This window comes from Pseudomonas sp. D1-36 (assembly GCF_051132205.1).
Lineage (GTDB): Bacteria > Pseudomonadota > Gammaproteobacteria > Pseudomonadales > Pseudomonadaceae > Aquipseudomonas.
This window is the reverse complement of the sequence record NZ_CP071674.1, coordinates 5,213,626-5,226,186: the sequence shown is the minus strand read 5'-3', so window position 1 is coordinate 5,226,186 and position 12,561 is coordinate 5,213,626. Positions and strand designations below refer to the sequence as shown.

The 12,561-nt window shown below is 62.1% G+C and carries 13 protein-coding genes; 4 read left to right on the top strand and 9 right to left on the bottom strand.

Annotated elements, in window-relative coordinates:
- Positions 1–38 precede the first annotated feature (38 nt).
- From J3P76_RS23510 to choX, 6 genes are all read right to left on the bottom strand, one after another.
- Complete coding sequence (locus tag J3P76_RS23510) at positions 39–302, bottom strand: hypothetical protein (RefSeq protein ID WP_434561889.1); 264 nt, start codon at positions 300–302, stop codon at positions 39–41.
- A gap of 370 nt (positions 303–672) precedes the next feature.
- Positions 673–1,836, bottom strand: a complete 1,164-nt coding sequence (locus J3P76_RS23505) for a gamma-butyrobetaine dioxygenase (protein WP_434649807.1) — start codon at positions 1,834–1,836, stop codon at positions 673–675.
- A gap of 20 nt (positions 1,837–1,856) precedes the next feature.
- On the bottom strand, positions 1,857–2,333 hold the full coding sequence (locus J3P76_RS23500; protein WP_434609112.1) for a thioesterase family protein: 477 nt from the start codon (positions 2,331–2,333) through the stop codon (positions 1,857–1,859).
- Positions 2,334–2,493: 160 nt separating this feature from the next.
- Positions 2,494–3,459, bottom strand: a complete 966-nt coding sequence (locus J3P76_RS23495) for an L-carnitine dehydrogenase (protein ID WP_420764954.1) — start codon at positions 3,457–3,459, stop codon at positions 2,494–2,496.
- 143 nt (positions 3,460–3,602) lie between these two features.
- Positions 3,603–4,490, bottom strand: a complete 888-nt coding sequence (locus J3P76_RS23490) for a 3-keto-5-aminohexanoate cleavage protein (protein ID WP_045157164.1) — start codon at positions 4,488–4,490, stop codon at positions 3,603–3,605.
- A 71-nt stretch (positions 4,491–4,561) separates the two neighbouring features.
- Positions 4,562–5,506 (bottom strand): choline ABC transporter substrate-binding protein, encoded by a 945-nt coding sequence (gene choX, locus J3P76_RS23485; protein WP_420764953.1) that lies wholly within the window; start codon positions 5,504–5,506, stop codon positions 4,562–4,564.
- Between the two features lie 187 nt (positions 5,507–5,693).
- Here choX and J3P76_RS23480 point away from each other — a divergent pair, with 187 nt between their 5' ends.
- Entirely contained in the window at positions 5,694–6,653 is a 960-nt protein-coding gene (locus tag J3P76_RS23480) for a GlxA family transcriptional regulator (RefSeq protein WP_434701297.1), read from the top strand.
- A 130-nt stretch (positions 6,654–6,783) separates the two neighbouring features.
- Here the strand turns inward: J3P76_RS23480 and J3P76_RS23475 are convergent, their stop codons facing one another.
- The 3 genes from J3P76_RS23475 to J3P76_RS23465 all read right to left on the bottom strand — a co-directional run bounded on the left by J3P76_RS23475 (position 6,784) and on the right by J3P76_RS23465 (position 8,537).
- Positions 6,784–7,200 (bottom strand): DUF3010 family protein, encoded by a 417-nt coding sequence (locus tag J3P76_RS23475; protein ID WP_420764951.1) that lies wholly within the window; start codon positions 7,198–7,200, stop codon positions 6,784–6,786.
- Between the two features lie 49 nt (positions 7,201–7,249).
- Positions 7,250–8,026 carry a DUF4239 domain-containing protein gene (locus tag J3P76_RS23470; protein WP_434561901.1) on the bottom strand — a complete coding sequence of 259 codons (777 nt, stop codon included), beginning with the start codon at positions 8,024–8,026 and terminating at the stop codon, positions 7,250–7,252.
- A gap of 109 nt (positions 8,027–8,135) precedes the next feature.
- On the bottom strand, positions 8,136–8,537 hold the full coding sequence (locus J3P76_RS23465; protein ID WP_434701296.1) for a lysozyme inhibitor LprI family protein: 402 nt from the start codon (positions 8,535–8,537) through the stop codon (positions 8,136–8,138).
- A 233-nt stretch (positions 8,538–8,770) separates the two neighbouring features.
- Here J3P76_RS23465 and J3P76_RS23460 point away from each other — a divergent pair, with 233 nt between their 5' ends.
- The 3 genes from J3P76_RS23460 (at position 8,771) to dgcA (ending at position 12,434) form a co-directional block, all read left to right on the top strand.
- On the top strand, positions 8,771–9,748 hold the full coding sequence (locus J3P76_RS23460; protein ID WP_305501166.1) for a dipeptidase: 978 nt from the start codon (positions 8,771–8,773) through the stop codon (positions 9,746–9,748).
- A gap of 79 nt (positions 9,749–9,827) precedes the next feature.
- Positions 9,828–10,358 carry a DUF5943 domain-containing protein gene (locus J3P76_RS23455; protein ID WP_018612374.1) on the top strand — a complete coding sequence of 177 codons (531 nt, stop codon included), beginning with the start codon at positions 9,828–9,830 and terminating at the stop codon, positions 10,356–10,358.
- Between the two features lie 15 nt (positions 10,359–10,373).
- Positions 10,374–12,434 (top strand): dimethylglycine demethylation protein DgcA, encoded by a 2,061-nt coding sequence (dgcA, locus tag J3P76_RS23450; RefSeq protein ID WP_434649814.1) that lies wholly within the window; start codon positions 10,374–10,376, stop codon positions 12,432–12,434.
- Positions 12,435–12,561 lie beyond the last annotated feature (127 nt).

The following is a 12,561-nucleotide window of genomic DNA, read 5'->3' as shown; positions in this document are numbered from 1 at the left end:
AAATCCTGTGGGAGCGAGCTTGCTCGCGATGGGTTTTATCAGGCGTTATGGTTCTGCTGGTACTGCGCCAACGCCGGCAACAGTTGCTGATCGATTGCCTGGCGCACCGCCGGCAGGATGGTCGCGCTGCTGGTGTACATTTCCTTGACCAGCCTGCGCAGCTCATTGGCGCGAGCCCTGTCCAGGCCTCGTACGGCGCACTCGCACGCCTGCTCGGCAGTCGCGCCACTGGGTATCTGCAACCCCAGGGCCTTCAGATGGCCCAGCAGGTCTTCCTGGTCGATCAAATCGGCGTACATCATGACGCTTTTCCTTGTTCAGGGATTGGGGTCGTGCCTGGATTCTGGTAGCCACCCGAATCGGCGGCAAGGGCAAATCGTCGTTCTGTCATGATTGACTATGAACGCGTCGTTTTCGGCTAACTCGCTGGGTCCGGGACTGGGCACACTGGCCCCAAGCTGCATCACGATGGTTTGGTCACCCTCGCGCCACAGCTCCTCCAGTAACGCTCCTGCCCCGATCCTGTCACGGCTTGATCGGGGATTTTTTTGCCTGTGTGAATCCGCAAATAATCGGTTGTCTGGCAGGCCGCTATCGCGAGCAAGCTCGCTCCCACAGGGAAATGCTTTCACCTGTGGCAGCGAGCTTGCTCGCGATGAACGATGACGCGGTCTAACGTTGCAACACCAGAATGCGCGACAGCAATTCATCCCGATCCACATAACACCCTTGGAAATGCCGCGCCCCGGTAGCAGGGTCGAAGGCGTTGCGCGCGTGGAGCGTGCGGCGGTTGTCGAAGCACCAGAGCTGCCCGGGTTCGAGTCGTTGCACCAGGCGAAAGCGAGGCTCGCGGGTCAGCGCGATGAAGCGGCGGTAGGCGCGGTAGAGCCTGGGCATCTGCTCCACCGAGGTATCAAAGGGGCCGCGCAGAAAGTTCGCCATGCGGATCTCCGAGACTTGCCCAAGGGCGTCCAACGCAATGATCGGCGCCAGGCAGCGGTAGTCGCTGTGGCGGTCCTTGTTGCGAAATTCCACCGGGATCTGGCACAGCGCCTCGAAGGCATCGGGATCTTCCTGGCGCAGCGCCTGGGCAATGGCGAAACCGTCGACGAAGATACTCTCGCCACCCACGGCCTCGTTCACCAGGCAATGCAGGAACTGCAACCCCGGCTGCAATTCCCGCGTCGGCAAGTCGCTGTGCAACGGCAGGTTAAAAGCGGTGTAGGCGTTGCTGTCGGCGTCGGCCTTGGATTGCACGTTGAAGAGCACGCCGAAATTGCTCTCGCGAACGAAGGAAATGCGTTGGGCAATCTGTTTCAGCGAGCCGGGCTCGGTGGGCACGCCCCGCACTTGGGTCAGGCCGATGTCGCGTACCGCCAGCAGCCATTGCAGCAGCGCGTCGGCATCCTCCATCAGCGCCTGGTATTCGAACACTGGCAGCTGCAAGTCGCACTGCCATAGCTGGCGTTGCGGCCTGCCGTCGAGTCGTTCGGCCCTGGAGACTTCGTCATAGGCGTGAGCGCGCAGCCAGCCCGGGTCGAATTGGCTTTGGTGGCCGTCCCGCCAGGCAACGCGCAGGCGGCCTTCACCATCAACGCGGATTTCATCCGGCGCCAGATCTTCGGGCACATCGACAATCTCCAGGACCTGCTCACGGGTCACGCTGTAGACGCATGCCTGGCAAGGGCAGTTGTCCCGCAGCCACTGGTGATGAAAAGGACTGATCCGACCATCGGCCCACGTGACGTGAACCCGGTCGGCCAAGGGGATTGCGGCAGTCAAGGCGTGGACCAGAGGGTAGCTGCGGAAGTCGGCAATTGCGGCGGCGGTGTGCATGTCGGTCTCCTATAGGAGGCTTATCGGGCGGGTGGCAGGGCGATGACACGCCCGATGCAGGATGGCGCCGGCAGGTCGGACTGGCTGTCGAGCAGGGCTTTGAGTTGGCCCAGGGTCTGTTCGCTAAACGGCGCCGAACGTGGCCCCGCCAGATCGACGTGCAGTAGCATCTGCTCATTGCCGGCCAGCTCTTTGTCGCCGCCCGCCAAGTGCAGGCTGTGGTAGAGGTGCAGGCGTTTGGCATCGTTGCCGATGATGTGCGTATGCACCTCGACATCGGCGCCGAGCTTCACTTCGTGCAGGTAGTTCAGGTGCAGCTCGAGGGTGAACAGCGAATGGCCGCTGGCTTCGCGGCTCTGGCTGTCAAGGCCGAGCCGGTCCATCAACGCATCGGTGGCGTAGCTGAAGATCAGCAAGTAGAAGGCGTCGCGCAGGTGGCCGTTGTAGTCGACCCATTCTGGGAGGATGCGGGTTTGGTAGGTAGTGAGGGTGGGCATGTTGGACTCCAATGCAATCGTGGCGAGGGAGCTTGCTCCCGCTGGGCTGTGAAGCAGCCCCAAACCGGTTGTACGCGGTGTATCAGCCAAATGGCATTCGCTGGTTTTGCGACCGCTGCGCGGCCGAGCGGGAGCAAGCTCCCTCGCCACAGGAATGGTGTTATTCGCTAAAAATCATTCCGTGCTTTTGCTTGGTGGCCTTCACCGCCTCCAGCACCGCCAACAGGCAATCATCACGATAGCGTTCCAAAGCTGAAATGCTGTGCTGCCCCAACTGTTCGCTCGTCCCGTCCACCACATCGTCGATCAGTTTCTCGGTCAGTTCCGGTGCCGGCAGGTAGGTCCAGGGCAGTTGCAACGCCGGGCCGAACTGAGCCATGAAGTGACGCATCCCAGCGTCGCCGCCGGCCAGGGTGTAGGTCAGGAATGTGCCCATGAATGACCAGCGCAGGCCGGCGCCAAAACGGATGGCATCGTCGATTTCGCCGGTGGTTGCCACGCCGTCATTGACCAGGTGCAACGCCTCGCGCCAGAGCGCTTCAAGCAAGCGGTCGGCAATGAAACCGGGCACTTCCTTGCGCACGTGCAGCGGCCGCATGCCGAGGGATTCGTAGACTTGAATCGCCGCTTGCACGGCCTCGGGTGCGGTGTTTTTGCCGCCGACCACTTCCACCAGGGGCAGCAGGTAGACCGGATTGAACGGGTGACCGACCACGCACCGTTCCGGATGGGTCGAGCTTTCATAGAATTCGCTCGGCAGCAGCCCGGAGGTGCTCGACCCGATCAATGCGTTCGGCTTGGCGGCGGCGCTGATCTGGCTGTGCAGCTGCAATTTGAGCTCCAGGCGCTCGGGGGCACTTTCCTGGATGAAGTCGGCGTCGCGCACGCATTCCTCGATGGTCGCGACAAAACGCAGCCGATCCTGCGAAGCGCCAGGGGCCAGGCCTTGTTTCTCCAGGGCGCCCCAAGCATTGGCGACGCGCTTGCGCAACGCGGCTTCGGCGCCGGGCGCCGGGTCCCAGGCGACCACGTCGAGGCCATGGGCCAGGGCGCGGCTGACCCAGCCGCTGCCGATGACGCCACTGCCCAGGGCGGCGAAGGTCTTGATGTCGGTGATAAAGCTCATGGTGGTTTCCTGAATAGTGCGGTGATCCAAATGTGGGAGCGAGCCTGCTCGCGATGACGGAGTGTCAGTCGACGAATGTGTAGGCTCTTGCACCGCTATCGCGAGCAGGCTCGCTCCCACAAGGGGAAGATGTGGACTCGGGTTTAGCCGCGCTGGACCAGGCCCATTTTCTTGCGACCTTCGGCAGGCGTAAGCACCCGTGCGCCGAGGCGGCTGAGGATTTCGCCGGCGCGCTCCACCAGTTGGCCATTGGTGGCGAGCACGCCTTTGTCCAGCCAGAGGTTGTCTTCCAGCCCGACCCGTACGTTGCCACCCAGCAGCACGGCTTGGGCCGCCATTGGCATTTGCATGCGGCCGATGCCGAAGCCGGCCCACACCGCGTCGGCGGGCAGGTTGTCGACCATGGCTTTCATTGTGGTGGTGTCGGCCGGCGCGCCCCATGGAATGCCCAGGCAGAGTTGGAACAGCGGATTGTCCAGCAGGCCTTCCTTGATCAGTTGCTTGGCGAACCACAGGTGGCCGGTGTCGAAGATCTCCAGCTCGGCCTTCACGCCGAGCTCGGTGATGCGCTTGGCGCCGGCCCGCAGTTGCGCCGGAGTGGAGACGTAAATGGTGTCGCCGTCGCCGAAGTTCAGGGTGCCGCAATCCAGGGTGCAGATTTCCGGCAGCAGCTCTTCAACGTGGGCCAGGCGGGTCAGTGGACCCACCAGGTCAGTGTTGGGGCCGAACTCCATCGGACGTTCGCCGGCACCGATCTCCAGGTCGCCGCCCATGCCAGCGGTGAGGTTGACGATGATGTCGACGTCCGCCTCACGGATGCGCTCCATCACTTCGCGATACAGCGCCACATCACGGCTGAACTTGCCGGTTTGCGGATCGCGAACGTGGCAGTGGACAACGGTGGCGCCGGCCTTGGCGGCCTCGACGGCAGCGGCGGCGATCTGTTTCGGAGTGACCGGCACGTGAGGGCTCTTGGCGGTCGTGTCGCCAGCACCGGTGAGTGCGCAGGTGATGATGACGTCGTGGTTCATGGTGCGGATTCCTTCAGGCGTGGTGAGTCACTGCGCAGCCCTTGAAGATCGCGCAGAGGGATAACGTTCAGTCAGTTACTGGTGAGTTTCAGGTTGTCGGCGGCCGGCTTGCCATCGAAGGTGGTCACGCCTTCGAGCCAGCGCTGTTTGTCCTGTGGATGGTCCTTGAGCCATTGCCGGGCTGATTCGAGCGGATCCTTGTGATCAAGCAGCGGCTGCATCATCCGGCTCTCGTCTTCGGCGGTGAAGGTCAGGTTGCTCAGCAGACGGCTGACGTTCGGGCATTGCTCGGCGTAGTTCGGCGCGGTGACGGTCCACACGGTGGCCATGCCTTCGTTCGGACCGAGGGCGTCTTCGCTGCCGGTGAGGTAGGTCATTTGCACGTTGACGTTCATCGGGTGCGGCGCCCAGCCGAAGAACACCACGGCTTCCTTGCGTCGCACGGCGCGGTCCACGGCGGCGAGCATGCCGGCCTCGCTGGACTCGACCAGTTGAAATTTGCCCAGGCCGAACTGATTCTTGGCAATCATCGCCTTGATCTGGGTGTTGGCGCCGGAGCCGGGCTCGATGCCGTAGATCTTGCCGCCCAGCTCCTTCTCGAATTTGGCGATGTCGGCGAACGTCTTCAGACCCTTGTCGGCCAGGTAAGTCGGCACGGCCAGGGTGGCGCGGGCGTCCTTCAGGCTGGGCTGCTCAAGCACCTTGACCTGCTTGGCTTCGACGAACGGGGTGATGGTCTGGGTCATCAGCGGGTTCCAGTAGCCCAGGAACATGTCCAGGCGCTGATCGCGGATGCCGGCGAAAATGATCTGCTGGGAGGCGCTGGTCTGCTTGGTCTTGTAGCCGAGGCCGTCGAGCATCACTTGGGTCAGGGCGCTGGTGGCAATGACGTCCGTCCAGTTGACCACGCCCAGGCGCACATTCTGGCAGGCGGCGGGTTCGGCTGCGAGGGCGGCCTGGTTCAGTAAAGAAGTGGTGCTGAGTGCAATAACGCAGCAGCTGATCAGTCGTTTCATTGTCGGGTTCCTCGGCAGCTTATTGTTATGGGGCCCGGTGTCTGTGCGCCGGTGATGCCACGTTACGCAGGCCCGGGCGGGGCAAAACGCACAGCGGCGACGTGCTCTTGCACTACAGCGACTCTTGAACGGTTGTTGCAACTGGCGTATCAAGGTCCGCACGCTGCCCGCCAACCGAGAGCGTTTCATGTCCCAGGATTTCTATTTCTTGTTGATGCCGGGTTTCTCGGCCATCGGTTTCATTTCGGCCATCGAGCCGTTACGGGTCGCCAATCGGTTTCGTGGCGAGCTTTACCGCTGGCATGTCCTGAGTGCCGATGGCGGAGCGGTGCTGGCGAGCAATGGCATGTCGGTCAACGCCGATGCTGCGCTGGAGCCGCTGAAGAAGGGCGCGACGCTCTGGATCGTGGCGGGCTTCGAGCCGTTGAAGTTCGTCAGCCCGGTGCTTGAGAGGTGGTTGCACCGGCTGGATAACGACGGTGTCATCCTCGGCGGAATCGACACCGGCAGCGTGGTGCTCGCGGAAGCGGGATTGCTGGATGGCCATCGCGTCACCCTGCACTGGGAGGCGATCGAGGCGTTCAAGGAGTCCTATTCCCAGCTCGCCGTGACCCAGGAGCTCTTCGAAATCGACCGCCGCCGCATCACTTGCGCCGGCGGCACTGCCTCGATTGACCTCATGCTCGACCTGATCGCGCAGGCCCACGGCCCGGAACTCGCAATCCAGGTCAGCGAGCAGTTCGTGCTCGGTCGCATTCGTCCACGCAAAGATCACCAGCGCATGGAAATCGCCACCCGCTACGGCATTCGCAACAAGAAGCTGGTGCATGTGATTGGAGAAATGGAAGCCAACAGCGAACCGCCACTGAGCACCCTGGCGCTGGCCGAATCGATCAACGTCACGCGCCGCCAGCTTGAACGCCTGTTCCGCCTGCACCTGAACGACACGCCGAGTAATTTCTACCTGCGCCTGCGCTTGGAAAAGGCCCGGCAACTGCTGCGCCAGACCGACATGAGTGTGCTGGAAGTCAGCATTGCCTGTGGATTCGAATCGCCGTCGTATTTCACCCGCAGCTACAGGGCACGGTTTGCCCGGTGTCCGCGGGAAGACCGGCGGCGGCAGGGGGATGAGCGGGAAGTGGTTTGACAGGCTGGCCCGGCCGCCCCCAAAACCAGACACCGCGGTGCAACAGGTAACCTCTGTAAACCGGTTCACGACTGCTGCGCAGCCGAGCGGGAGCAAGCTCCCTCGCCACGGTTACTGTGTTTGGAAAGGGCTACTTCTTCATCAACGCCGAGCACGCCGCCTTGTATGCCTCATGCTGATACTTGTTCAGCGTCGTCGGCAGGGCGAAGTCATGTTTTTTGCTCTGTGCGTTGATGGTCTGTGGCGACAGCAGTGTCACTTCGCAGCCTTCGAGCAATTGGAAAACGCCTTCGATCTTGAAGGTGGTCGGGCCGCCCGCGAACTCACCTTTCTTGCTGCGCTTCTTGATGGCGATGCGGTCGATGCCATTGTCCGCCACGAAAGCCCGCACTTGCGCGGCGAAGGCTTTGACGTTGGCGGCTTCGTCGTCATCGTCCAGGGCGATTTTCTTGGTGTTCAGCGCGACGTGGCTCAACGCCTGCTGGTCCAGCGAGGCAACGGCGATGATCGCTTCGCTGCCTTTGATTTCGATGCCGCAGATGATCATGCTTGGCCTTGGATTCCGGAGGTCTGGAACGCCAGTCTATCCGCCTTGCTCAATTCATGCTCGCCCGCAGGTCCAGCATGATCTTGTCGAAATAGTCGACCCGGATCACCCCAAAGCGCGGGTACTCGAAATCCAGGATCACATACAACACGCAGACCATCACCGCCGCATAGCCCAGGCTGTGCAGCCAGTTGCGCTGCCGGGTGCCGGCCATGCCGTAGCCGATCAGCATGGCGCTGATCAGGGTCATGGTCACGAGCATCAGGTAAATGGTCAGGGGTGGGTGGGTTTCGTGAGCCACGGCGCGCGTCGTGGTGATGTCGATCATTTCGTTTTGCGCCTGCAGCACAGGCGTTCCCAAGGTTGGGGTGGGCATCTGTTGCAGGGCGGCGACGGTACGTTTCCAGATGGTTTGCTGCAGATCATTGGCTCGGTCATGGGCCGCTTCGTCGACTTCGTCTTCGCGCAAGTCGCGGTAATACTCGATACGGGCGTCGACATACTCTCGGAATGCCTGGCGGATGTCCGGTTGTTCGCTGGCGGGCAGAAGGTCCAGGCGCAACCAGGCGGTGCCCATGGCATTGGTTTCGGCAACGATCAACGCGCGGCGCTGGTCCAGGCGCGAGGCCGCCCCGGAAAAGGTGAAGGCAATCAGCAGTGCTAGCAGGCCAAACACCGCGCCTTCGATGGCCCCGATGCCCTGGCGAGCGCCGTCCGGGTCCTGGGCCAGGTGACGGTTGCCGACTTGGCGACCGGCCTCGATGCCCAGCACGATGGCGATAAAGATGGCTAACCCGTAGAAGGGCAAGGCTGTAAGAGAGTGCATACGAAAATCCACTGATCGTCGTGTGTGACTCGTCTGTACAGCCCGGCTCGGACGGGTATGCAACCAGTGTAGACGGCGTTGCGCAGTTCTTCCTATAACCGCTGTTCGTTCACTCCTGCCCAATCGATTCCAAGAACTCCGACCGGTCATCGCTCACCTGGGCCATGCAGTCGTTTTCGGCGATTTTGTAGGCGTCGCTGCCGGGCTTGGCCGGGAAGGCGGCGATGGCGCAGTCGGCTTCGCGCTGTTTTTGCCAGAGTTGTTGAGCGGCCTTGATCTTGGCGGTGATGTCGTTGAGCTGGGCCTTGTCGCTGGCGTAGCGGGTTTGCAGGCGTTCGTTGAGGCTCTGCAGGTTTTCGCTGAGCAACTGCTCGGCGGCGGCTTTGCCATAGGCGGAACAGGCAAGGGTCTGGACGTCGTTTTCAACTTCGTCGCAGGGGTTGGGCTCGGTGTCTTCGGTCGCGTGGGCGACGGTGCTGATCAGTGCCAGGGCAAGGAAGATCGATTTCATCGGGTTGTCGCTCAAATCCAGTGAAAGCCAGTGGTGCCGCGGATTCTGGCCCAAGCGCCGGGTAAATAACAGATGGACAGAGGGGGCTCGTCGCAGCCCATTATCGTGGATTGACGCTTTCGGCAATTCCCCTGTCGTTTTTGCACCCGGTCGCCACGGCCCTCCGGCATATGCTGGCCCCAAAGCGCCGGCACACGATTCGGCGCATGAATCGCCAACAAGGGGACTGCCTGATGAGCCCAGCCGAATTGCACGCCGACAGCATCGTTATCGACGGGCTGATCATTGCCAAGTGGAACCGCGACCTGTTCGAAGACATGCGCAAGGGCGGCCTGACCGCAGCCAACTGCACGGTGTCGGTGTGGGAAGGTTTCCAGGCCACCATCAACAACATCGTTGCCAGCCAGAAACTGATCCGCGAGAACAGCGACCTGGTGATCCCGGTGAAAACCACCGCCGACATCCGCCGCGCCAAGGAACAGGGCAAGACCGGCATTATCTTTGGCTTCCAGAACGCCCATGCCTTCGAAGACCAGCTCGGCTACGTCGAGATCTTCAAGCAGCTCGGCGTCGGTGTGGTGCAGATGTGCTACAACACCCAGAACCTGGTGGGCACCGGTTGCTACGAGCGCGACGGCGGCCTGTCGGGCTTCGGTCGCGAAATCGTCGCCGAGATGAACCGCGTCGGCATCATGTGCGACCTGTCCCACGTTGGCTCCAAGACCTCCGAGGAAGTCATCCTCGAATCGAAGAAACCGGTCTGCTACTCCCACTGCCTGCCGTCCGGCCTCAAAGAACACCCGCGCAACAAATCCGATGAAGAGCTGAAGTTCATCGCCGATCACGGCGGTTTCGTCGGCGTGACCATGTTCGCGCCGTTCCTGGCCAAGGGCATCGATTCGACCATCGACGACTACGCCGAAGCCATCGAGTACACCATGAACATCGTCGGCGAGGACGCCATCGGCATCGGCACCGACTTCACCCAGGGTCACGGCCAGGACTTCTTCGAAATGCTGACCCACGACAAGGGCTACGCCCGTCGTCTGACCAGCTTCGGCAAGATCATCAACCCCCTGGGCATCCGCACCGTGGGCGAGTTTCCGAACCTCACCGAAACGCTGCTCAAGCGCGGTCACCCGGAGCGGGTGGTGCGCAAGATCATGGGCGAGAACTGGGTCAACATTTTGAAAGATGTCTGGGGCGAATAAACGCCGTCGCGTCACTGAATCCTTTACCTGCGGCCACTCGCGCCGCAGGCACATCACGAATTTCCGGAGTCAAGTTTTCATGGCCAAGATCGCCCCGCAACTGCCTATCGAAGTCGACAGCGAAACCGGTGTCTGGACCTCCGACGCCCTGCCGATGCTGTACGTGCCGCGCCACTTTTTCGTCAACAACCACATGGGCATCGAGGAAGTGCTGGGCGCCGACGCCTACGCCGAGATTCTCTACAAGGCTGGCTACAAATCCGCCTGGCACTGGTGTGAAAAAGAAGCCGAATGCCACGGCCTGGAAGGCGTCGCGGTGTTCGAGCACTACATGAAGCGCCTGTCGCAGCGTGGCTGGGGCCTGTTCAAGATCCAGGACATTGACCTGGACAAAGGCACCGCCAGCGTCAAGCTCGAACACTCGGCGTTCGTCTATGTGTACGGCAAGGTCGGGCGCAAGGTCGACTACATGTTCACCGGCTGGTTCGCCGGGGCCATGGACCAGATCCTCGCCGCGCGCGGCAGCCAGATCCGCACCGTGGCCGAGCAGGTCTACGGCGGTTCCGAAGAAGGCCACGACGACGGCCTGTTCATCGTCAAGCCGTTGTAAGTCGAGGATCGCGCCATGGCTTTTGAAGCAATGTTCCAGCCGATCCAGATCGGCAAGCTGACCATCCGCAACCGCGTGCTCAGCACCGCGCACGCGGAGGTCTACGCCACCGACGGCGGCATGACCACCGACCGGTACGTGAAATATTACGAAGAGAAGGCCAAGGGCGGCATCGGCCTGGCGATTTGCGGTGGCTCGTCGGTAGTTGCCATCGACAGCCCGCAGGAATGGTGGAGCTCGGTGAACCTGTCCACCGACCGTATCATCCCGCATTTCCAGAACCTGGCCGACGCCATGCACAAGCATGGCGCCAAGATCATGATCCAGATTACCCACATGGGCCGTCGCTCGCGTTGGGACGGCTTCAACTGGCCGACCCTGATGTCGCCGTCCGGCGTGCGTGAGCCGGTGCACCGTGCCACCTGCAAGACCATCGAGCCGGAAGAAATCTGGCGGGTGATCGGCAACTACGCCCAGGCCGCGCGGCGTGCCAAGGCCGGGGGCCTGGACGGCGTCGAGCTGTCGGCCGTGCACCAGCACATGATCGACCAGTTCTGGAGCCCGCGGGTCAACAAGCGTACCGACGAATGGGGCGGCAGCTTCGAAGGCCGCATGAAGTTCGGCCTGGAAGTGTTGAAGGCCGTGCGCGCCGAAGTGGGCGACGACTTCTGCGTGGGCATGCGCCTGTGCGGTGACGAGTTCCACCCGGACGGCTTATCCCACGAGGACATGAAGCAGATCGCCAAGTACTACGACGACACCGGCATGCTCGACTTCATCGGCGTCGTGGGTTCGGGTTGCGACACCCACAACACCCTGGCGAACGTCATTCCGAACATGAGTTATCCACCGGAGCCGTTCCTGCACCTGGCCGCCGGTATCAAGGAAGTGGTCAAAGTCCCGGTGCTGCACGCGCAGAACATCAAGGACCCGAACCAGGCCACGCGGATCCTGGAGGGCGGCTACGTCGACATGGTCGGCATGACTCGCGCCCACATTGCCGACCCACACCTGATCGCCAAGATCAAAATGGGCCAGGTCGACCAGATCAAGCAGTGCGTCGGCGCCAACTATTGCATCGACCGCCAGTACCAGGGCCTGGACGTGCTGTGCATCCAGAACGCCGCGACGTCCCGTGAATACATGGGCGTGCCGCACATCATCGAGAAGTCCACCGGGCCCAAGCGCAAAGTCGTGGTGGTCGGTGCCGGCCCGGCCGGGATGGAAGCGGCGCGCGTGGCCGCCGAACGTGGACACGACGTGACCCTGTTCGAGAAGAAGGAATTCATCGGCGGACAGATCACCACCGCCTCGAAAGCGCCGCAAAGGGACCAGATCGCCGGTATCACCCGCTGGTTCCAACTGGAACTCGCGCGGTTGAAAGTCGACCTGCGCCTGGGCGTGGCGGCGGACGCGCCGACCATCATGGACCTGCGTCCGGACGTGGTGGTGCTCGCCGTCGGCGGTCATCCGAACGTGGAGCAGAACGAACACTGGGGCGCCGCCGAAGGGCTGGTGGTCAGCAGCTGGGACGTGCTCGACGGCAAGGTCGCGCCGGGCAAGAACGTGCTGGTCTACGACACCATTTGCGAATTCACCGGCATGTCGGTGGCCGACTTCCTCGCCGACAAGGGCAGCCAGGTCGAGATCGTCACCGACGACATCAAGCCGGGCGTGGCCATTGGCGGGACTTCGTTCCCCACCTACTACCGCAGCATGTACCCCAAGGAAGTGATCATGACCGGGGACATGATGCTGGAAAAGGTCTACCGCGAAGGCGACAAGCTGGTGGCGGTGCTGGAGAACGAATACACCGGCGCCAAGGAAGAACGCGTGGTCGACCAAGTGGTGGTGGAGAACGGCGTGCGGCCGGACGAAGAAATCTACTACGCGCTCAAGGAAGGTTCGCGCAACAAGGGCCAGATCGACGTCGAAGCCCTGTTCGCGATCAAACCCCAGCCGTGCCTGGAGCAGAGCGGCGACGGTTACCTGCTGTTCCGCATCGGCGACTGCGTGGCCCAGCGTAATACCCACGCGGCCATCTACGACGCCCTGCGGTTGTGCAAGGATTTCTAACGGCTTGTGGATAACCCTGTGGGAGCGAGCCTGCTCGCGAATGCATTTTGTCAGTCACTGTTGGATTGACTGATCCACCGCTTTCGCGAGCAGGCTCGCTCCCACAGGAATCGGGCAAGGCATCCAC

Coding starts and splice junctions, on each gene's coding strand:
- J3P76_RS23480 (WP_434701297.1), top strand. CDS start 5,694: ATGTCCCAGGATTTCTATTTCTTGTTGATGCCGGGTTTCTCGGCCATC.
- J3P76_RS23495 (WP_420764954.1), bottom strand. CDS start 3,459: ATGAGCTTTATCACCGACATCAAGACCTTCGCCGCCCTGGGCAGTGGC.
- J3P76_RS23505 (WP_434649807.1), bottom strand. CDS start 1,836: ATGCACACCGCCGCCGCAATTGCCGACTTCCGCAGCTACCCTCTGGTC.
- J3P76_RS23510 (WP_434561889.1), bottom strand. CDS start 302: ATGATGTACGCCGATTTGATCGACCAGGAAGACCTGCTGGGCCATCTG.
- J3P76_RS23500 (WP_434609112.1), bottom strand. CDS start 2,333: ATGCCCACCCTCACTACCTACCAAACCCGCATCCTCCCAGAATGGGTC.
- J3P76_RS23470 (WP_434561901.1), bottom strand. CDS start 8,026: ATGCACTCTCTTACAGCCTTGCCCTTCTACGGGTTAGCCATCTTTATC.
- J3P76_RS23490 (WP_045157164.1), bottom strand. CDS start 4,490: ATGAACCACGACGTCATCATCACCTGCGCACTCACCGGTGCTGGCGAC.
- J3P76_RS23475 (WP_420764951.1), bottom strand. CDS start 7,200: ATGATCATCTGCGGCATCGAAATCAAAGGCAGCGAAGCGATCATCGCC.
- J3P76_RS23455 (WP_018612374.1), top strand. CDS start 9,828: ATGGCCAAGATCGCCCCGCAACTGCCTATCGAAGTCGACAGCGAAACC.
- choX (WP_420764953.1), bottom strand. CDS start 5,506: ATGAAACGACTGATCAGCTGCTGCGTTATTGCACTCAGCACCACTTCT.
- J3P76_RS23460 (WP_305501166.1), top strand. CDS start 8,771: ATGAGCCCAGCCGAATTGCACGCCGACAGCATCGTTATCGACGGGCTG.
- J3P76_RS23465 (WP_434701296.1), bottom strand. CDS start 8,537: ATGAAATCGATCTTCCTTGCCCTGGCACTGATCAGCACCGTCGCCCAC.
- dgcA (WP_434649814.1), top strand. CDS start 10,374: ATGGCTTTTGAAGCAATGTTCCAGCCGATCCAGATCGGCAAGCTGACC.